Origin of the sequence: Pseudomonas sp. BF-B-26 (assembly GCF_019956495.1) — a bacterium.
Classification (GTDB): domain Bacteria; phylum Pseudomonadota; class Gammaproteobacteria; order Pseudomonadales; family Pseudomonadaceae; genus Aquipseudomonas.
Genome location: NZ_JAHBDP010000071.1, coordinates 14,734 through 34,864, shown reverse-complemented (window position 1 = coordinate 34,864; position 20,131 = coordinate 14,734). Strand labels below are relative to the sequence as shown.

The window sequence follows — 20,131 nt, the reverse complement described above, 5'->3', positions numbered from 1 at the left end:
CTTCCTTGATCAAGCACTTTCGCTCGCCTGGGTCACAAACAACACCACTTGCCATGGGCTGCTCGCCGGTTTTGAGGCCGGCGCGACAATCAGCAACGGCAACTGCCCGTCGAACCATTGGCCTTCGGCCGTCACCACAAACAACCGCGTATCGTCGCCGACGCTGTAGGCCACTTGCTCGTTACGGCTCATGGCCTGATGGGACAAGCCGCTCATGCGCTGGCGGCTGAGCAACGGGATGTGCGGCTGCGACGCGATGATCGCGCCGCTCAACCATTCGCTGGCGGCTTGCTCGCCCACACCGTTGGGCATGCGCAAACCGATGACCAGGCGCTGGCTTGGCTGATCGTCGGGCAGTTGAATCGAGAAGCTCTGTTCACTGCGCGAAAACGGCAGGCTGCGATAGCCGGCGCGAATCAATTCGAGGGTTTTCTCCAGCCAGTCGAGGACCGCTTCATAGCCGCGTTGCAGCTCCAGAAAATCCAGCGGTGCAAACGGCGGCACTCCGGCCAACGGGTCCAATGCAGACCAGGCGCCAGCCAGTCCGAGCAACAGGCCATACAGGGTTTGCGGGTTGGCTTGACGGCTGCTCAACGCGCCTTCGACTTCCGGCAGCCGGGCCCAGAGTGCGGTCAACTGGCGACGAATTTCCATCGCGTCGTCCTGATTGCCGGCCTGCTGCGCCTGACGCAAACGCCCGGCGAGGAACATGCATTTCTCCCGCGCCCGGGCACACAAACCGGCCACCCGACGGCCGATGACGGACTCCGGCAACAGGCTGGGGGTGGGTGGTGTGTAAGGCAACGGGATAAAACCGCCACCCTCCTTGCGGATTTTCAGCAGCGGCAGGCAGATGGAGTCGGCCTTGTTCAACTGCGTGCACAACCGCGGATTCGGACGCCACACGGTGATCGATTCGGGGGACTCGCCGCTGGTTAAATCCGGCAACGCATCGCCGACCACTGATTGCAGTCGGCCCTTGAGCGGCAGCAACTGCCCGGCACGCCACAACGGACTGACCGCCAGAAAAACCGTCACCGTGGCGTCGTCGGTGGCGTTGATGGTTTCGCTAACGTCGAGCTCCAGTGTCGGTCCCACACCGGCTTGCAGATTGACCGGCAAACCGTCGGGCATTGTCCCTTGCAGATGGAGCAACCGCACCAGCCCGGCACTGAGTGCGCCGGGGTCGATTTCGACCCGACTCACGCCCCAGAACCATGGATTACACGCCTGGGCAAAATGCGCCACCAGCGCCTCCGCCCGTAGCCCTTGTAACTGAAAATGCTGGGGCAATAACTGCATGCCCTCGTGCCAGCAAACTGCGTCAGGTAACAGGCTCATACGATTCCTTTCGACGTCGAAGTGTCGCCGCGCACATGGGCGTTTTTGCGATGCATTCAGTTCGGGCTGTCGCCAACCAACGTCATCTCGCGACTGTCGAACTTGAGCCAGACATTGCTCTGGTCATCCAGCCGCAACCGGTGTGCTCCGGGAGTGTTATAGCTGGCGAAGACCAAAAGTCCAGCCGCCCGCTTGCCCCCCAGCGGGAAGGGTTGTTTATCGATGAATTGACCGGGGACCAGCTCAAGCCCCCAGACCGTCATCAGCTGCCGGTAATCGCGTTGATACTGCTCACGCTCGGTGAACCACTGCCGCGCGGTGATGCCCGACAATTGTTTGAGCAAATCCTTGTCGTTCACTGCAATAAAATCCACGGCAATCGGGGTGTCGTCGTTGGCCTTCGGAGCAACGTCGAGGGTCAGGTTGTCGAGCTCCACACGAGGTCCGAATAACGAACAGCTGGTGAGGGTCAGGAACAAGACCAAAGCAAAAAAACGTGCAGGCAAAATGAGTTTTCCTTTTCTCGAGACAGTCCAAAAATCTTTTCGCTTGCTTTTTTATAGACCTGTTCTAGCTTCTTGGATAGTTCGGCCCACACAGCGAACGAGGAAGGTTTGTCAAAGGAACGACAGGTCCATCTGCCACCCTTTCTAACCTACGGTCCAGCAAGGGAAAGCGATGAACGGGCCTCCCGATGCATTGCGCCCGCTCATGCATCGGAGTCAGCCAACATGGCAGAAAGTACTCAGCACAAGCTCGACAGGGTCCGCCCGCCCAGGGTGCAAATCACTTACGACGTCGAAATCGGCAACGCCATCGAGAAAAAAGAACTGCCATTGGTCGTCGGCATTCTCGCCGACCTTTCCGGCAAGCCCCTCGAACCACTCGCGAAACTGAATGAACGGCGCTTCACCGAAATCGACCGCGACAACTTCAACGAAGTGCTCGCCTCGATCGCACCCCGCGCCACCTTGCAGGTCACCAACACCCTCAGCGGCGACGACAGCAAGCTCAACATCGAGCTCAACTTCAAACACATCGACGACTTCGACCCGGTCAAGGTGGTCGAGCAAGTGACCCCGCTGCGGCGCCTGTTCGAAGCCCGCCAGCGTCTGCGTGACCTGCTGACCAAGCTCGATGGCAACGATGACCTGGACAAGCTGTTGCGCGATGTCATCGCCAATACCGAGGGCCTGCAAGAGATCAAGTCTGCGCGTCCGGAAACCGCTGCCGCTGCTCCCGCAGGCGACACCGAAGCCCCGGCAGAACCGCAAGCCTGATCACTCATTCACTTAGGGAGATGTCGCCATGCCCGCTTCAGCCGCCGCCAAAACCAGTGAAAGCACCACAGAAAGTCTGTCCCTGCTAGACCGCATCATCGCCGAAGGCCGCATGGCCCATGACGACAGCCAACAGGATTACGCCCGCGACATGCTCGCGGAATTCGCCACCCAGGTTCTCGACGAAGGCATGGCCATCGACAAGGACACCGTGGCGATGATCAACGACCGTATCAGCCAGATCGACGAGCTGATCAGCGCCCAGCTCAACGAGGTGTTGCACCATCCAGACCTGCAAAAACTCGAGGCCTCCTGGCGTGGCCTGCACCTGCTGGTGCAGAACACCGAAACCAGTTCCCGGCTGAAGCTGCGCCTGCTCAACGTGACTCAGAAAGAGCTGCAAAACGATCTGGAAAAAGCCGTCGAGTTCGATCAGAGCGCGCTGTTCAAAAAAATCTACGAAGAAGAATATGGCACCTTCGGTGGCCACCCGTTCAGCTTGCTGGTGGGTGATTACACCTTTGGCCGGCACCCGCAGGACATCGGCCTGCTGGAAAAACTGTCGAACGTCGCCGCTGCCGCCCATGCGCCGTTCATTGCTGCCGCCAGCCCCAGGTTGTTCGACATGAACAGCTTCACCGAGCTGGCTGTGCCACGCGATCTGTCGAAAGTCTTCGAGAGTCAGGAGCTGATCAAATGGCGCTCCTTCCGCGAAAGCGAAGATTCGCGCTACGTCTCGCTGGTGCTGCCGCATTTCCTGCTGCGCCTGCCTTACGGCCCGGAAACCTCGCCGGTGGAAGGCATCAATTACGTCGAAGACGTCAACGGCAGCGACCACGGCAAGTACCTGTGGGGTAACGCCGCCTGGGCCTTGTCGCAACGCATCACCGAGGCCTTCGCCAAGTACGGCTGGTGCGCGGCAATTCGCGGTGCCGAAGGCGGTGGCGCGGTCGAAGGCCTGCCGGCCCATACCTTCCGCACCAGTTCAGGTGACTTGTCACTCAAATGCCCGACCGAAGTGGCGATCACCGACCGCCGGGAAAAAGAGCTCAACGACCTCGGCTTCATCGCCCTGTGCCACAAGAAAAACAGCGACGTGGCGGTGTTCTTCGGTGGCCAGACCACCAACAAGTCCAAGCTTTACAACACCAACGAGGCCAACGCCAACGCACGGATTTCGGCGATGTTGCCGTACGTGCTCGCCGCCTCGCGTTTCGCGCACTACTTGAAGGTGATCATGCGCGACAAGGTCGGCAGCTTCATGACCCGCGACAACGTGCAGACCTACCTCAACAACTGGATCGCCGACTACGTGCTGATCAACGACAACGCGCCGCAAGAGATCAAGGCGCAGTACCCGTTGCGTGAAGCCCGGGTAGATGTGACCGAGGTTGCCGGAAAACCTGGCGCCTACAGGGCCACGGTGTTCCTGCGGCCGCACTTCCAGCTCGAAGAGCTGACTGCGTCGATCCGCCTGGTCGCCACCCTGCCGCCACCGGTAGCCGCCTGACCTGCCTCTCTCCCGCCGGCCAACCCGGCGGGAGTTCTCCGTTTATCTAGCGCGATAACCTTCAGGAGTTTCATGCGATGGATGCAATCATTCTCGACCTCGGCGGCGACATCAAAGGCGACAGTCTGCTCGAGGGCTACGCGGACAAAATCGAAGTCATGTCCTACAGCCACAACGTGGCCATGCAGGTAACCAACGACGTCAGCAACTCGGAACGGACCTCCGGCAAGCCACACATCGGCGAGTTCACCCTGACCAAATTCGTCGACAGCTCCACCCCATCCCTCAACGAGTATTGCTGCGCCGGCAAACCGATCCCTGAAGCCAAGATCACCATCGGCCGCAACGCCGCCGAAGGCAGTGGGAAGCTGATGCCGTTCATCATTTACACCCTGACTAATGTCGTGCTGTCGAACGTCAGTGTCAGCGGCGGTACGGGTGGTAAACCGGTGGAAACCCTTTCCCTGAACTTCACCAAGATCAAATGGGAACTCACTGCCCAGAAAGACGACGGTACCAAGGAAGGTACGGCCGCCTCGACCTGGGACATGGCTGCCAACAAGCTCGTCAAGTAAGCGGACGCGTCGGCCATGGCAGGCACCGGCATGCTCCCTCCGTTGTTCGAGCGACTCGCCTCAAGCGAGGTCGACACTGTGCAGGTGTTCGACCGCCAGGGGTTGCTCGACTCGGTCCGCACGGAGTTGCTGCGCTTGTTCAACACCCGGCGCGGCCGACGCCCGCTGACCTCCCCTCCGAGCATTCTCGACTACGGCATCGCTGACTGGACTGCATTGCAACAGCAGCGCAGCGATGACCGCCGTCAGTTGGCGCGGGAAGTGCGCGAGGCCATCAACCATTTCGAACCGCGCCTGCGCCTGGGCGAGGTTCAGGTCGATCCGGTGCCCGGTCATCCGCAGCAACTGTGCATTCGCCTGGTCGGTGAGTTGCGCAGTGGCCAGCAGCACTGGCCCGTGGCATTTGTCATCGAGAGGGCCAGCGATGGCCTTGAGGTGCGTCATGAGCGACTCGATTGACCCGCAACTGCTCGACTACTACCAACGCGAACTGACCTGGCTGCGCCACGCCGGCAGCATTTTCGCCGAGCGTTATCCCAAGGTCGCCCGGCGCCTGGAACTGTCACCCGGCGAATGCCCCGACCCGCATGTCGAACGGCTGCTGGAAGGTTTTGCGCTGCTGGCGGCGCGCCTGCAACGGCGGCTCGATGACGACTACGCCGAATTCAGCGACGCCTTGCTGGAACAACTTTACCCCTTGGCCATGCGCCCGCTGCCGTCCTGCGCGATCGTGCAGTTCGAACCGGACCCGAGCAAAGGCAATCTGGCTGGCGGCTATCCATTGCCACGGGACACACCGTTATTTGTCACCACCAGCAAGGGCGAAAGCATCCACTTTCGCACCAGTGCAGCCGTTCGATTGTGGCCAGTGGAAATCAACGAAGCGTTGCTGCTTGGCAGCGACGAAGCTCAAGCCCTGACCGGTGTGCCTCAGGCCCGTTCGGCGTTGCGCCTGAGTCTGCGTTGCCTGGGTGAAAGCCAATGGTCGGAGCTGAGCATCCAGCATCTGCGCATCCACCTGGCCGCGTCCCCGGTGATTAATGCCTGCCTGTATGACCTGCTCGGCGCCCACGCCGTGAAGGTGTTGGCCGGGCCGGCGGGAAGCGTGCCGTCGGTGTTGACAGGGCTGCCTGAGATCGTCGGATTTGCCAGCGGCGAAGTCCTCCTGCCGGACGAGGACGGTGTGCATCCCGGCATGCGCCTGCTCGCCGAGTACTTTGCCTTCCCGGACAAATTCAACTTCTTTGACCTGCCACTGGCCGGCGCCAGCAGCGACACCCAGACGCTGTTTCTGTACATCGTCTTCGACCGCCCGCTGCCCCATCGCATGCACCTTCAGGCCAGCGACATCGCCCTCGGTTGCGCGCCGGTGATCAACCTGTTCCCGCGCACCTCCGAACCCCTGCGTCCAGATGGCACCCGCAGCGAGTACCGCCTGGTGGCCGACAGTCACCGGGAGAACAGCGTCGAGATCCATAGCATCCGCGCGGTGCGCGCCACCACCCGCCAAGGCGTGCAAAGGGTGCCGGCCTATTACGGCAGCCAGCATGTTGGCGGCGATAAACAGTGCTACTGGCATGCACGACGGGTCAGCGGCATGACCCCGAATCGGCTGGGCACCGACGTGTTGATGAGTCTGGTGGACACCCGGCTCGACCCGCTTTCCGAGGCCGTCGAATACAGCCTCACCGCCGAGTTGCTGTGCACCAATCGACACTTGGCCCAGAGCCTCGCGGCAGGTACGCCGTTGGGTTTTGAGCGACCGGGGCCGGTGGCCTGGGCACGCCTGCGCAACCCGCCGAGTCCGCAAAGTTTGCCGCGACTGGAAGGTGAATCGCGCTGGCGGCTGGTGTCGCAACTGACCCTCAATCATTTGTCGCTGGTCGAAGGACCGCAGGCGCTGGATGCGCTCAAGGAAATTCTCCAGCTGCACAACCTGCGTGACGAGGCCAGCGCCTTGCGGCAGATCGAGGGTTTGCTGAGCCTTGGCTGCGAGCGAGTGATCGGCCATGTCGGTGAAGACGCCTGGCGCGGTTGGCGCAATGGGTTGGAAGTGCGTTTGCAACTTGATTCGCAGCATTTTGTCGGCAGCAGCGCGGTGTTGTTTTCGGGCGTGCTGGCGCAATTCTTTTCACTGTATGCCACGGCCAATCGGTTCGTGCGCACGGTCCTGGTTCAGTCAGACAAGGAGGTGAAAACATGGCAACCCCAAGCCGGCATGCCGCTCTCCCTCTAAACCTGAGTGAAAAACTACGACGCGATCCGCAAGCGTTTGAACTGTTGCAGGCGCTCTTGTTGCTGGAGCGTGAACATCCGCAAGCCGAATCCCTCGGTAGCGGCACCTCACCCCAGGCGGAAGCCATTCGCCTGCGCGGGCCGTTGACGCCGTTGTTTGCCGCCAGCGAAATCGAAAGCCTGACCCAGCAACCCGGCGAGCCTCCGATCCTCAGCACACCGGTGTTCGGCCTCGGTGGCCCTGACGGTCCCCTGCCCTACGCCTATCAGGAATGGCTGCAACAACGGGCTCGAGCCAAGGATCATGCACCGGCCGAGTTCCTCGACCTGTTCCAGCATCGCTTGCTGAGCCTGTTGTACAAGGTGATGCGCAAACACCGGATTGCCGTGGGGTTCACCGTCCCCGGCGCCTCGGCGGTTCAGGCTCAGTTGAGGGCGCTGACCGGGTTGTTGCCCAAATCCTTGCAAGAACGCCAAGCCGTGCCCGACTCTGCCGTGCTGGCGTGTAGCGCGCTGTTCGCCGACGGGCGCCGCTCCCTCGCGGGTTTCGCTGCCATCGTGCGCGAACACTTCGAACTGCCGGTGGAACTCAGCGCCTACGAAGGCGCCTGGCGCGAGATCCCGCCCGCCAGCCGCAGCCGCATGATCCCGGGCGGGCGCAACCTGCAACTGGGCCGCACAGCCGTGGCCGGCACTCGGGTCTGGGATGAGCATGCCGGCTATCGCCTGACCCTTGGCCCGTTGACCTCGGCCCAGGCTGCGCGATTTTTACCGGATGGCGAATCGCACCCGGCGCTGGCCAGCCTTAGCGCGCTGTATTTCGGCCCGGATCTGGATTGCACTCTGGTGTTGCTGGTGCGCGGCGCAGGCCCGATGAAACTCGGTCGCGAGGCGCCGCCGCTGCTCAGCTGGAACGGCGGTTTGCAACGTCAGACCAGCCTTGCCGTGCAACGCATCGAAACCCGTCTTCGTCAGCTGGAGATTACCTGAACATGGAACTGGCCAGTCTGATCGGACGCCTCAACCCGGACAATCGCCGCGCCCTGGAACGGGCAGCGCAACGCTGTCTGCAACGGGGTCATCACTATGTCGAAATCGAGCATTTGTTGCTGGAGTTGCTGGACATCGAGGGCGGTGACTTTGCCTATCTGCTGCCACGCTTCGGCCTGGAGCGCGACGCCCTGACCGCAGAAATCAACAAGGCCCTGGAGTTGTTCAAATCCGGCAGCACCCGCACTCCGGCGCTGTCGACGCACACCACCGGGCTGCTGGAAGACGCAGTCGTCCAGGCCAGCGTACTGGGGTTGGACAGCATTCGCTCGGGCTTGTTGCTACTCGCTTTGATCGACCGCGATGAGCGCCGCAGCCTGCTGCTCAACAGTGCTTCATCGCTGTTGAAGATCCCGCGGGAGGCGTTGCGCAGCAACCTGCTGGAATGGACCGAAAGCTCTCGCGAGCACGTCGGCGGCCCGCGTCCTGTCGTGGCTGGCCATTCAGCGCCAAAACAGGATTCAGTACTCGATCAGTACACTCAGGACCTGACTGCCGATGCCCACGCCGGGCGTATCGACCCTATCGTCGGGCGGGATGGCGAGATCCGTCAATGCATCGACATCTTGCTGCGGCGTCGGCAGAACAACCCGATCCTGGTGGGTGCTCCGGGTGTCGGTAAAACCGCCGTGGTCGAAGGCCTGGCCCTGCGCATCGCCGCCGCAGACGTGCCGCCGTCGTTGCAGGAAGTCAGCCTGCGGGTACTCGACCTCGGGCTGTTGCAGGCCGGTGCCGGGGTCAAGGGCGAGTTCGAACAGCGACTCAAAGGCGTGATCGACGCCGTGCGCAGCGCGGAAAAACCGATCATTTTGTTTATCGACGAAGCCCACACCCTGATCGGTGCCGGTGGCGCAGAAGGTGGCAGCGACGCGGCCAACCTGCTGAAACCGGCTCTGGCCCGCGGCGAGTTGCGCACCCTGGCCGCCACCACGTGGCTGGAGTACAAAAAATACTTCGAGAAAGACCCGGCCCTCGCCCGGCGTTTTCAGCTGGTGCAAGTCGAGGAACCGGATGAAATCACCGCCGTGGAAATGCTCCGTGGCGTTGCCGCCAAACTGGAGCAGCATCACGGTGTGCAAGTGCTGGACGCCGCGATTCATGAAGCGGTGAAACTGTCCCATCGCTACATTTCCGGACGCCAATTGCCAGACAAGGCCATCAGCGTGCTCGACACCGCGTGCGCCCGGGTTGCCCTCGGCCAGCACGACGTGCCGCCGCCGTTGGAAAGCCTGCGTCATCGCCAGAACAGCCTCAAGGATGAAGTCGAACGCCTGCGTCGCGAACAGGCCACCGGGCTCGATCACCGTGAACGCATCACCCTGCTGGAAACCGAATCCGTCGCCAATGTGCAGGCCATTCGCGAACTGGAAGTGCGCTGGAATGAAGAACGGGTCGCCGTGCGCGAACTGCTGGAAACCCGCCGCGAGTTGCTCGCCTTGAGCGAACGCGCCGACAGCGACAAACCGGACGAAGGCACCGACAGCCGCATCGATCACCTGGCCGCTGAACTGGTGCGGCTGGAAGCCGGACTCGACGCGATTCGCCAGGACGACCCACTGGTGCCGGAACAGGTCGACACCAAAACCGTTGCCGCCGTGATCGCCGGCTGGACCGGCATCCCGGTGGGCAAAATGCTCGCCGACGAAGCTCACGCCGTGCGCACCCTCGGTCAGCGTATGGGCCAACGGGTGATGGGCCAAAGCATCGCGCTGGGCACCATCGCCCAGCGCTTGCAAGCCTACCGCGCCGGCCTCACCGACCCGCAGAAACCGGTCGGCGTGTTCCTGCTGGTCGGTCCCACGGGCGTCGGCAAAACCGAAACCGCTTACGCCTTGGCCGATGCGTTATATGGCGGCGAACGCAACCTGATCAGCATCAACCTTTCCGAGTACCAGGAAGCCCACACCGTCAGCCAACTCAAAGGCGCCCCACCCGGCTACGTCGGTTATGGCAGCGGTGGCGTTCTGACCGAAGCGGTGCGGCGCAAACCCTATTCGGTGGTGCTGCTCGACGAAATCGAAAAGGCCCACCCGGATGTACTCGAAGCCTTCTATAACGTCTTCGACAAAGGCGTCATGGAAGACGGAACCGGGTTAGTGGTGGATTTCAAAAACACCGTGATGCTCGCCACCAGTAACGTTGGGGCTGAGTTGTTGCTTGATACGCCGGTGGCGCAACTGGGTACCGATGCGTTTAACGAAGCGCTGCATAAAGTGCTGCTGCAAGCGTTTCGACCGGCGTTTCTCGCTCGCATGACGGTGGTGGCGTATCGACCGCTGGATGAGGCGACGCTGGAAGGAATTGTGTTGGCGAAGCTGGAGAAATTGCGTGGCCGGTATAAAGCGGCGACGGGCAAACAGTTCGAGTTTGATGCCGGGATTGTGCAGGCGGTGTTGGCCAAGTGCAGTGCCGCGGGTGCACGGGATGTCGAGAATGTGTTGATGACCCAGGTGACGGGGAAGTTGGCGGAGTGGGTGTTGGAATAACGTCCCCCTCTGTTCAAACGCTGAATTTCGAGAGAGCAGACATGACAGTTCAAGTCGTACTTCATACGTTAACGGCGGTAAAAAAAACGCCACCCACCTGGAAACAGGACAAAAAAACCTATGAAACAGGGAATAAAAGAAACCCCTGCGAACACGCTGAAATGCTGGCCTTCAATGCAAGAGGCGGCGCCAACATCATCTACCTGGCGCAAAACGCATTTCCCTGTCAGACCTGTCACGACTTCCTGATCGCCAATAGCGCGACGTGCAAAGTCATTATCAACATTCAGGCCGATGAAGGTTCGTACAGCCTGGATCACAAGAAAAAACTGGGTGTAGCCACAGTGACAGTGCCCTATACCTTCTACTACCCAGGCACCACTGCCGGAACAGCAAAGATGGTCGCGGGCAGCAATGTTGCGGACGCACCCGCCGGATTTCCGGCGATTCCGGCCTTTACCGCCTATTGGTAAGTGCGGCAAAGGGGACAGGTTTATTTGTACCGAGCCCCCCTTTTTAATGAAAGACATGGAGCCTTGGTTATGACTTACGACATTTACCAAGTAAAACAGGAACATTACGTCGAGGCCGCGAAAGCTTTCATCCTCCAGGTAAATGCTTTAATCAAAAGCAAAACGGTGATTGACCAGCGAGCCATCCAGGCAAACGACGCGCTCAACATTGCAGAATCATATTTGACCGACGGCGACGGGGTATTCAAATTTATTGCGCTGACCAAAGCAGGCGGAAGTGTTGCAGGACTGATGACACTAAAGGTCCAGGACACCGACGTTAAGGTGGAAGATCTTTGCGCCAGTCCAACCCTGCCAGGAACGGGGACAGAACTGATAGAACGTGCCGTTCAGTTTTCCGAGCGCAGAGGAAAAAATGGATGCTTGACCTTAACCGACATGAGCAAACCAAAAGTGGAAGGTGGCAAGACATTTTATGGCGCGTTGGGTTTCATCGGGCCACCTGGCGACCTTAAAAGAACACTGAACCCCAATGCCAATCCGGGAATTTGGACCCCACTCCAAAAACAGAGCGGCAAATCATGGATCAAGAAAAAATGACATTTGTCGCCTGAAAAAGAGACGGATTTAATTTTCAAGGAGTTCCCTTATGCGCCCAGTATTGCAACTACGCACCCAAAACGCCTACAACTGTGGTGCCTTCTCCATCTGGATGGCTTTGGAATCGATATATGGCATCGATAATAACCTCATTACCGCCATAGAAAAAAAAGCAAAAGTCTTTTCAAACAGCGCGGGAGGATTGTTTCGATATTACGAAATAATGAAAGTTATCTTATCACTCGACTACAACGCCGAGGCTGTCAGTTTCCACGACCGTATATCCTTTATAAATGGTCTCAACGCTCACGCTAACGACGCTATTCTGATCGCGTACTCGTTTTATGGATTAGATGGAAGAGTTCAGTCAGAACATGTAGCTGCCGCCAGTGCTCACTGGAGCGTGGCGGACCGCTGCGAGGGCGGTTACATACGGCTTGCCAACCCTCATGGAAACTGGAAATGGATCAGTGTCGACACCATTGTCAGAGCCAACCTGGACTTGGGAAATGGGAATTTCCACTGGGCCGAATTTGTTGACGAATACGAAAATACCGCCACGTTCAATCAAGAAACTACTCTGTACACAACCAGTGCTGCTGACTTACAAAATCGAGTTCACGAGCAGACCGATCTCAGCGGCTATTTCATTGCCATCAAAGGTTAAAAAAGAAACCGAGGAAGAGAAAAAGAAGAGAAAAAGGGGACGACATAGATGGCAGGCAAATTAACGGAGTGAAGTGACCGGAGTTTTCAACAGGAGATTGGCATGACAGAAATACACAAGGTCGGTCGTTACTCAGGTGGCAATGTGGCAATGACAGGGGCAAATCCCCTGTACGCCACCTGGCTGGCGGCCAACCAGGCCACGAATGGCGGGACCATTCCCGACCTGGCCAGTATTTGCCATGAGTCCTCTTCAAACCGCCGCGCCCTGGCGGGGTCAGGGGCGTCTCATGGGACCTGTTTCGCCCTGGTCGAACATTTCGATGCCGCACGGGGCGTGCTGATGTACAAATTCGGCGACAGCGCATTGAAGCTGGATCTTCTCGGCAACTACACCACAACGACCAAGAAAGTCGTAACGACCCTGCGCGGGCATGCGGAAATCAGTGCATTGGTCCAGGCTATCAATAGCGTCGCCCTTCCGGACGGTGATTACAGCAACTTCGTCACCCGTATCTATATCGAACTGAGCCCCTGTCAGCTTTGTGGACCGCAACTCGCTCCCTATGTCGCAAATTCGGTATTGATGTACAGCTACGACTATGGACAAGACCGCGACATGGATGCGTGGGTCAGTGATAACCAGGCTTCAATCCATGAAAGAGGTGGCACGTTCAGGTGGTAAGCCTTCCCCTTGTCCACTCCCTGAGGCCATTCAATGCCCCGTACCACCGACAGCAATACCAGCCTCTCCCTCACCGCCGCTTCGCTGTCGGCGCTTTACCCTGAATCGCTGTCCGGTGAAGAAGCGCTCAATTCACTCGGCTCGCAAACCCTCAACGGCCTCAACGACGGCGCCTCCCTCGCCCTGACCACCGCCGTCGCCACCCACGTCACCACCACCCTGCACAATGATGCTCTGCTCCGCCCGTTCGATGCATTGGTCGCTGAAATCCGCCAACTCCCCGCCGATGCCACCGCCGAACGTTATCAACTGGTGTTAAGACCATGGCTCTGGTGGCTGACCCTGGCCAGCAACAACCGTGTGTTTCAGAACCTTGCGACCTCGGACATCGTCACCACGATTTTCAAGGCCCATGGTTTTACCGATTTCAAACTGTCCCTGACCGGCAACTACACCCCGCGCGAGTATTGCGTGCAGTACGGCGAGACCGATTTCGCCTTCGTTTCGCGGTTGCTGGAAGAGGAAGGGATTTTCTGGTTTTTCACCCACGAGGATGGCAAGCACACGCTGGTGCTCGGGGACAGCAACGACGCTTTCCCGCAGATTCCCAACGGGCCGAAGGTCACCTATCTCGGTCAGCAACTGGGCGAGCGCGAACTGCACGGCATCCGCTCCGGCCAGGTGTGCATGCAAGCCGTCGCCGGGGTGTATCGGGCGACGGATTATGAGTTCACCACGCCGACCACGTCGCTCTATGGCCAGGCTGAAGCGGTGGCCGGATCGCTTTCGATGTACGAGCATCCAGGCGGCTACAACGCCAAGGCCCGGGGCGATGCGTTGACCAAGCAGCGGGTCGATGGGTTGCGCAGTCAGGAGAAGCGTTTTGTCGGTGAAAGCGACTGCCGTTGGCTGGTGCCGGGGCACTGGTTCACCCTTGCTGGGCATGACGACGCGACGTTGAACATCGATTGGGTGGTGACAGCAGTTACCCACGAAGCCAGTCACGAGGATTATCGCAATCGCTTCGAAGCCATACCCAAAGCCACGCCGTTTCGCCCGGCGCGAACCACGCCCAAACCACGGATGCATACGCAAACCGCTATCGTCGTCGGCAAGTCCGGCGAAGAAATCTGGACCGACGAATACGGCCGCATCAAGTTGCAGTTCCCGTGGGATCGCGACGGCAAGAACGACGAAACCAGTTCCTGCTGGGTCCGGGTGGTGCTGCCCTGGAGCGGCAAGGGCTTCGGCATGCAGTTCGTGCCGCGCATCGGCCAGGAAGTGATCGTGACCTTTATCGATGGCGACCCGGACCGGCCGCTGGTGACCGGTTGCGTCTACAACGGTGACAACGCCCTGCCCTATGCGTTGCCGGCGAACCAGACTCAGTCCGGGATCAAGACCCAATCGTCCAAGGGTGGCGGTGGATTCAACGAATTGCGCTTCGAGGACAAGAAGGACGCCGAAGAGGTTTTTCTCCAGGCGCAGAAGGATTTCAAGATCAACGTACTCAACGACACCACCGCCACCGTCGGCCACGACGAAACCCTGACGGTGCAGAACGCCCGCACCCGCACGGTGAAAGAAGGCGACGAGACCGTGACCCTGGAGAAAGGCAAACGCAGCGTGACCATCCAGACGGGGAGCGACAATCTGGATGTGAAGGACAGTCGCACAGTGACCGTCGGCGCTGACCAGACCCACAGCACCGGTGGCAATTACACGCACAAGGTCACTGGCGATTACAGCCTGACCGTGGACGGCAATCTGACGATCAAGGTGACCGGTACCCTCACGTTGCAAAGTGGCGGCAGTTTTTCAATCAAGAGCGGTGCGGATCTGGCGGCCGAGGCCAGCACCTCGATCAGCCAGAAAGCCGGCACCTCCGTGAGCAATCAGGCCGGTACTTCATTGGAAAACAAGGCTGGCACGACAATGACCAATGATGCAGGGATCAGCCTGACCAACAAGGGCGCCGCTTCGCAGACCGTGGATGGCGGCGGCATGCTGACGATCAAGGGTGGTCTGGTGCAGGTCAACTGACAAGGAGAATCCATGGCCATCACGCCGCTGGACTTGCAGCAGAACGATAAACAGCTCAAAGGTCGCTTGCTCGATGGCAGGCTCGACGGTGCGTTGCACATCAAGGATGACGGGCGCGCGCAGGCTGATTTGCACTACAGCCAGGGCGAGCTGCAAGGCACTACCCTGCTCTATCACCCCAACGGCAAGGTCTCGGCGCAACTGCCGTTTGTTCGTGACAAGCTGCAGGGGATCGCCAGTTTCTATGCGCCGCAGGGCTGGCTACAGCGCAAGGCGACTTACCGCCGAGGGCTGCTGCATGGAGAGGCGTTCAATTACTTTCCCCATGGGCAACTGGCCGAGTCGGAGTTCTACCGCGATGGCGTGCGCGAGGGGCGGTATCAGCGCTTTCATCCCAACGGTCAACCGGCCGTGGAGGCCCGTTATCTCAACGGTCAACTGCTGGAGCCGGAACAGGGTTTTGCTGCTGATGGGCGACCGCTGGACGCCGAGGGCAAGCCGATTTCCAGGGTTCGCTGGTGGTTCAGACGCTGGAGTGATCCGGCCGAGGCCTGACCCTTGTATTGGCTGAGATGCCCCCATCGCGGGCAAGCCCGCTCCCACAGTGATCACTGTTGTTCACAAATACTGCATTAACAGAAGATCCCCTGTGGGAGCGGGCTTGCTCGCGATGAGGCCCTCACATTCAACATCAATGTCGCCTGACACGCCGCCTTCGCGAGCAAGCCCGCTCCCACAGTTTGATCGTGTGAGTCAGGGAATCAGCATTTGCATCTGCCCCGGCATCACAATCTTGATCACCCCGGCCCAGTTGCACATCAGCGTGCTGTTGGCATCGATGGCCGGCATGCCGCCCAGCAGCAGGGTCGGCGCGCCACCGGGAATCCAGGGGGTGGCGGTGGCCGGGATGCAGGGCATCGGCGTCAATACGCCAAGCGCTGCGGCGGTGGCGGCCGCGACCATCGGGTTGGCCATGCTCATGCACGTGCCGAACGGCATGACGTTGACCAGCGGGATGTGATCCATGATGTTCGCCGCCGGCATGCCTGCGGTCAGCATGCGATTCACCGGCAGTACGTTGAGCACGGCTGGCGCCGCGCCGAAGCTGCACTGCAGGGTTGCGGTGGCACAGACTTGCGGACAACCCATTTCAAACCTCCTTCCTGGAAGTACCCTCCCCTGAACCATAGTCCGCCGAGGCTGCTTTCGCACATCAGGAACGTTGATTATCCAGCAACACGCTAACCTATAAGACCGTGCCACGCTTGTGGCTCCCCCGGCGCACCATTAGATTAGTCAATGATGTCTGGCCTCCAAAATAAGCAGAAGGGATAAGCATGGCGCTTACTGACCAGTCCACCCGTATCCGCACCGGCGAAGAGCTCGATGCCAGCCTGATCGATCCGTACCTCAAGGCCCACATTCCGGGCCTGAGTGGTTTGCCGCAGATCAGCCAGTTCCCGGGCGGTGCGTCGAACCTCACCTACTTGCTCGAATACCCCGAACAGGAGTTTGTCCTGCGTCGCCCGCCGTTTGGCCACAAGGCCAAGTCCGCCCACGACATGGGCCGCGAATTTCGCATCCTCAATCAGCTCCGGGACGGCTTTCCGTACTGCCCGAAAGCCTACGTGCATTGCACCGATGAATCGGTGATCGGCGCCGAGTTCTATGTGATGGAGCGGGTCAAGGGGATCATCCTGCGCTCCGAACTGCCCCCGGAACTGGGTCTGGATTCGGCGAAAACCGAAACGCTGTGCAAGAGCTTCATCGACAAGTTCGTCGAACTGCACCGGGTTGACTACAACGCCTATGGCTTGGGTGACCTCGGCAAACCCGAAGGTTATGTCGCGCGGCAGATCAAAGGCTGGAGCGATCGCTACGAGAAAGCCCTGACCCCGGACGCGCCGAAGTGGGAAGCGGTCAAAGCCTGGCTCAACGACAAGATGCCGGCCGATCACCCGACCTCCAGCATCGTCCACAACGACTACCGCTTCGACAACGTGATCCTCGACCCGAACAACCCGATGGACATCATCGGCGTGCTCGACTGGGAACTGACCACCCTCGGCGACCCGCTGATGGACCTGGGCAACACCCTCGCCTACTGGATCGAAGCCGACGACCCGGCACCGGTGCAATTGATGCGCCGCCAACCGAGCCACGCCCCGGGGATGCTGACCCGCCGTGAGTTCGTCGATTACTACGCCGAGCGTTCAGGCATCCAGATCGACAACTTCGACTTCTACTACACCTACGGCCTGTTCCGCCTGGCCGGCATCGTGCAGCAGATCTACTACCGCTTCTTCCATGGTCAGACCCAGGACAAACGCTTCGCACAGTTCATTCACATGAACAAACTGCTGGAGCAGATGAGCCTGCAAGTCATTTCAAAATCCAGCCTCTGATCACGCCACTGGCCCCAATAACAAGGAAAAACCATGTCCAAGACTCAGTTGTTCGACCTCGACGGCAAAATCGCATTCGTGTCTGGCGCCAGCCGTGGTATCGGTGAAGCCATCGCCAAACTGCTGGCCCAGCAAGGCGCCCACGTCATCGTCTCGAGCCGCAAACTCGACGGCTGCCAGCACGTGGCCGACGCGATCATCGCCGCTGGCGGCAAAGCCACTGCGGTGGCTTGCCACATTGGTGAAATGGAACAGATCAGCCAAGTCTTCGCCGGCATCCGCGAACAATTCGGGCGCCTGGACATCCTGGTCAACAACGCGGCGACCAACCCACAGTTCTGCAACGTACTGGACACCGACCTCAGCGCGTTCCAGAAAACCGTCGACGTGAATATCCGCGGCTACTTCTTCATGTCGGTGGAAGCCGGCAAGCTGATGCGCGAAAACGGCGGCGGCAGCATCATCAACGTCGCCTCGATCAACGGCATCTCGCCGGGAATCTTCCAGGGCATCTACTCGGTGACCAAAGCGGCGGTCATCAACATGACCAAAGTGTTCGCCAAGGAATGCGCGCAGTTCGGCATCCGCTGCAACGCCCTGCTGCCGGGCCTGACCGACACCAAATTTGCTTCGGCACTGGTGAAAAACGAGGCTATTTTGAACACCGCACTGCAACAGATTCCACTCAAGCGTGTGGCGGACCCGAGTGAGATGGCGGGAGCGGTGTTGTATCTGGCCAGTGATGCGTCGAGTTACACCACTGGGGTGTCGTTGAATGTGGATGGTGGGTTCTTGTCCTGATCCGATTTACCGGATGAACAAAAGGCAGCCTTCGGGCTGCCTTCTTTTTTTGCGCTAATGATCGTTCACAGAGCGTGGGAACGAACACGCGAAAGAATATTAATTCCACCATTTGCAAATAAGGAATATTTATTCCATAAATAGCCCCTCCTGAAAACAAAATCCCAAAAGGACCCCGGCTATGCGCGAACTCGGTATCGGACTCATCGGCACAGGTTTCATGGGCCGCGCCCATGCCTTGGCGTTTCGCAACGTCAGTGCGGTTTTCGAACTGCCCCTCAAGCTCAAACTCGCCGCCCTGGCCGACGCCGATCCGCAGCGTGCCCGCCACTGCGCCGACGCCTGGGGTTTCGACACCGCGCATAGCGACTGGCAGCAACTGATCGATGACCCCAAGGTCAATCTGATCGCCATCACCACACCCAACCACCTGCATTACCCCATGGCCATGGCCGCCCTCGCCGCCGGCAAACCGGTGTATTGCGAAAAGCCGTTGGCGGTGAATCTGCAACAGGCCGACGCCATGCGCCTGGCGGCCAAAGCGGCAGGCGTGGTGACGCGGGTGGGTTACAACTATCAGCACAACCCGATGATCGGGCTGGCCCGGGAGCTGATTGAAAACGGCGACCTGGGTCAGATCATCAGTTTCCAGGGTGAATTCAGCGAAGACTTCATGGCCGATCCCGCGTCGCCCTGGTCGTGGCGTTGCGATGCCAATCATGCCGGTGGCGCACTGGCCGATCTGGGCAGTCACTTGTTGGCCATGGCCCGCTATCTGGTGGGCGATGTCGAGGCAGTGAGCGCCGACACCCAGACCGTGCACCGGCAACGTCCCGCCACGGCGGGCAGCCCGGAACAACGCAGTATCGCGGTCGACGATCAGGTCCACGCCTTGTTGCGATTTGCCAACGGCGCCCGTGGCACGTTCAGCAGCAGTTGGCTCAAGCACGGCTACAAGAATCACCTGAGTTTTGAAATCAGCGGCACCCGAGGGACGCTGGTGTTCGATCAGGAGCGCCTGAATGAACTGCGTCTGTTTCGTGCCGGCCAGGACGGTTTCCAACGCTTGCTGGCAGGGCCGAATCTGCCGGGTTATGCGGCGTTCAGTCCGGCGGCAGGGCATCAGTTGGGTTACAACGAACTCAAGACGCTGGAAGTCCATGATCTGGTGATGGCGCTGGCAGGCTTGTCTCAGGGTGGAACGGATTTCGAACAGGCGTGGGAAGTCGAACGCCTGGCGACGGCGATCCGGTTGGCAGCGCGGGAGTCGCGTTGGGTCAGGATCGAGGAAGTCTGAGCGAAACGCGCGGACACCCGCCAGCAGCACAGTGCCGCTGGCGGTTCAGCGTGAGCCGATGGAGGCTTATTGAGTAACGCAACGAGTGAGCGTCGTTTCCCGGGTCACCTGCCCCTCAGCCCTCACATCGCCTTGTACATCAGTATTTTCAGTGGTTTGGCAGGTGCGCACAGGGGGTGGAGGCGGTGCAGCGGGAGGTGGCGGTGGCGGACTCGCACAACCACCCAGAATCGCCATGCAGAGTGCGAACGACAGTGTTGTAAAAGTGCGTTTCCCAAGACTTTTCATAGATTGACCCGCGGTAAGTGATCGACATATTCCGCGACCCAACGTTCTCACCGCGTATCCGCGGACCGGTCACAGAAAAATACTCTCGTATTCCTTGTACGACCGTCGGCAAAACCTGACAGTTCCTAAGATGTCTCGCGACAATGCAATGTGTTGCTCTCAAGTTCATAACGCAGCTCTTCGATCAACGCTGCCACCGCCTCCGGCGTTCTGAGGTTGGCCACGCTCAACCCACTGACCACCAGATCCACCTGCCCCGACACCGGATGATAGAGCTTCACCGTCAGTGAATGTTCACCCGTAACCTTGCACTCACAGGCCAACGGCGAAAAGCTCCGCTCCAGTTGCATACGCAATTGCGTCACATAAATCATCTGGCAGTTCCTGTCGCTGTTT

At 59.6% G+C, this 20,131-nt stretch carries 20 protein-coding genes; 16 read left to right on the top strand and 4 right to left on the bottom strand.

The features are described 5' to 3' along the window. Positions 1-9: 9 nt before the first annotated feature. Entirely contained in the window at positions 10-1,341 is a 1,332-nt protein-coding gene (gene tssK, locus KGB03_RS14155; RefSeq protein ID WP_223527325.1) for a type VI secretion system baseplate subunit TssK, read from the bottom strand. Positions 1,342-1,397: 56 nt separating this feature from the next. Beyond that, positions 1,398-1,847, bottom strand: a complete 450-nt coding sequence (locus tag KGB03_RS14150; protein WP_111452267.1) for a type VI secretion protein — start codon at positions 1,845-1,847, stop codon at positions 1,398-1,400. A 225-nt stretch (positions 1,848-2,072) separates the two neighbouring features. On the opposite strand from KGB03_RS14150, the gene tssB reads away from it, so the two are divergent. From tssB to KGB03_RS14085, 13 genes are all read left to right on the top strand, one after another. Continuing rightward, positions 2,073-2,621, top strand: a complete 549-nt coding sequence (gene tssB, locus KGB03_RS14145; RefSeq protein ID WP_008149836.1) for a type VI secretion system contractile sheath small subunit — start codon at positions 2,073-2,075, stop codon at positions 2,619-2,621. 28 nt (positions 2,622-2,649) lie between these two features. Continuing rightward, positions 2,650-4,131, top strand: a complete 1,482-nt coding sequence (gene tssC / locus KGB03_RS14140) for a type VI secretion system contractile sheath large subunit (protein WP_218537870.1) — start codon at positions 2,650-2,652, stop codon at positions 4,129-4,131. A 77-nt stretch (positions 4,132-4,208) separates the two neighbouring features. Then, positions 4,209-4,706, top strand: a complete 498-nt coding sequence (locus KGB03_RS14135) for an Hcp family type VI secretion system effector (RefSeq protein WP_111452265.1) — start codon at positions 4,209-4,211, stop codon at positions 4,704-4,706. 15 nt (positions 4,707-4,721) lie between these two features. Next, positions 4,722-5,165, top strand: a complete 444-nt coding sequence (gene tssE / locus KGB03_RS14130; RefSeq protein WP_192409507.1) for a type VI secretion system baseplate subunit TssE — start codon at positions 4,722-4,724, stop codon at positions 5,163-5,165. Continuing rightward, complete coding sequence (gene tssF / locus KGB03_RS14125; protein ID WP_223527324.1) at positions 5,149-6,942, top strand: type VI secretion system baseplate subunit TssF; 1,794 nt, start codon at positions 5,149-5,151, stop codon at positions 6,940-6,942. The genes tssE and tssF overlap by 17 nt, the downstream gene beginning before the upstream one ends. Next, complete coding sequence (gene tssG / locus KGB03_RS14120; RefSeq protein WP_223527323.1) at positions 6,906-7,931, top strand: type VI secretion system baseplate subunit TssG; 1,026 nt, start codon at positions 6,906-6,908, stop codon at positions 7,929-7,931. The genes tssF and tssG overlap by 37 nt, the downstream gene beginning before the upstream one ends. A gap of 2 nt (positions 7,932-7,933) precedes the next feature. After that, positions 7,934-10,477: a type VI secretion system ATPase TssH gene (gene tssH, locus KGB03_RS14115; RefSeq protein WP_111452261.1), complete on the top strand. Its 2,544-nt coding sequence runs from the start codon at positions 7,934-7,936 to the stop codon at positions 10,475-10,477. A gap of 41 nt (positions 10,478-10,518) precedes the next feature. Next, positions 10,519-10,950 carry a hypothetical protein gene (locus tag KGB03_RS14110; RefSeq protein WP_218537867.1) on the top strand — a complete coding sequence of 144 codons (432 nt, stop codon included), beginning with the start codon at positions 10,519-10,521 and terminating at the stop codon, positions 10,948-10,950. A gap of 69 nt (positions 10,951-11,019) precedes the next feature. Continuing rightward, the gene (locus KGB03_RS14105; RefSeq protein ID WP_111452259.1) at positions 11,020-11,550 is read left to right on the top strand and encodes a hypothetical protein; all 531 of its coding nucleotides are present in this window, start codon (positions 11,020-11,022) and stop codon (positions 11,548-11,550) included. Between the two features lie 49 nt (positions 11,551-11,599). Continuing rightward, on the top strand, positions 11,600-12,217 hold the full coding sequence (locus KGB03_RS14100) for a hypothetical protein (RefSeq protein ID WP_111452258.1): 618 nt from the start codon (positions 11,600-11,602) through the stop codon (positions 12,215-12,217). 102 nt (positions 12,218-12,319) lie between these two features. Further along, positions 12,320-12,901: a hypothetical protein gene (locus KGB03_RS14095; RefSeq protein WP_223527322.1), complete on the top strand. Its 582-nt coding sequence runs from the start codon at positions 12,320-12,322 to the stop codon at positions 12,899-12,901. Positions 12,902-12,934: 33 nt separating this feature from the next. Next, entirely contained in the window at positions 12,935-14,944 is a 2,010-nt protein-coding gene (gene tssI / locus KGB03_RS14090; protein ID WP_223527321.1) for a type VI secretion system tip protein VgrG, read from the top strand. Positions 14,945-14,956: 12 nt separating this feature from the next. Then, complete coding sequence (locus KGB03_RS14085) at positions 14,957-15,499, top strand: toxin-antitoxin system YwqK family antitoxin (RefSeq protein ID WP_218537865.1); 543 nt, start codon at positions 14,957-14,959, stop codon at positions 15,497-15,499. Positions 15,500-15,697: 198 nt separating this feature from the next. On the opposite strand, the gene KGB03_RS14080 is transcribed toward KGB03_RS14085, so the two are convergent. Further along, positions 15,698-16,093 (bottom strand): DUF4280 domain-containing protein, encoded by a 396-nt coding sequence (locus KGB03_RS14080; RefSeq protein WP_111452254.1) that lies wholly within the window; start codon positions 16,091-16,093, stop codon positions 15,698-15,700. 188 nt (positions 16,094-16,281) lie between these two features. Here KGB03_RS14080 and KGB03_RS14075 point away from each other — a divergent pair, with 188 nt between their 5' ends. From KGB03_RS14075 to KGB03_RS14065, 3 genes are all read left to right on the top strand, one after another. Then, positions 16,282-17,349 (top strand): phosphotransferase family protein, encoded by a 1,068-nt coding sequence (locus tag KGB03_RS14075; RefSeq protein ID WP_095128210.1) that lies wholly within the window; start codon positions 16,282-16,284, stop codon positions 17,347-17,349. A gap of 33 nt (positions 17,350-17,382) precedes the next feature. After that, positions 17,383-18,150 carry an SDR family oxidoreductase gene (locus KGB03_RS14070; RefSeq protein ID WP_008149805.1) on the top strand — a complete coding sequence of 256 codons (768 nt, stop codon included), beginning with the start codon at positions 17,383-17,385 and terminating at the stop codon, positions 18,148-18,150. 181 nt (positions 18,151-18,331) lie between these two features. Next, positions 18,332-19,447 carry a Gfo/Idh/MocA family protein gene (locus tag KGB03_RS14065; RefSeq protein WP_223527320.1) on the top strand — a complete coding sequence of 372 codons (1,116 nt, stop codon included), beginning with the start codon at positions 18,332-18,334 and terminating at the stop codon, positions 19,445-19,447. Between the two features lie 413 nt (positions 19,448-19,860). Here KGB03_RS14065 and KGB03_RS14060 read toward each other — a convergent pair whose 3' ends face one another. Beyond that, on the bottom strand, positions 19,861-20,109 hold the full coding sequence (locus KGB03_RS14060) for a DUF1652 domain-containing protein (RefSeq protein ID WP_218537862.1): 249 nt from the start codon (positions 20,107-20,109) through the stop codon (positions 19,861-19,863). Positions 20,110-20,131: the final 22 nt, after the last annotated feature.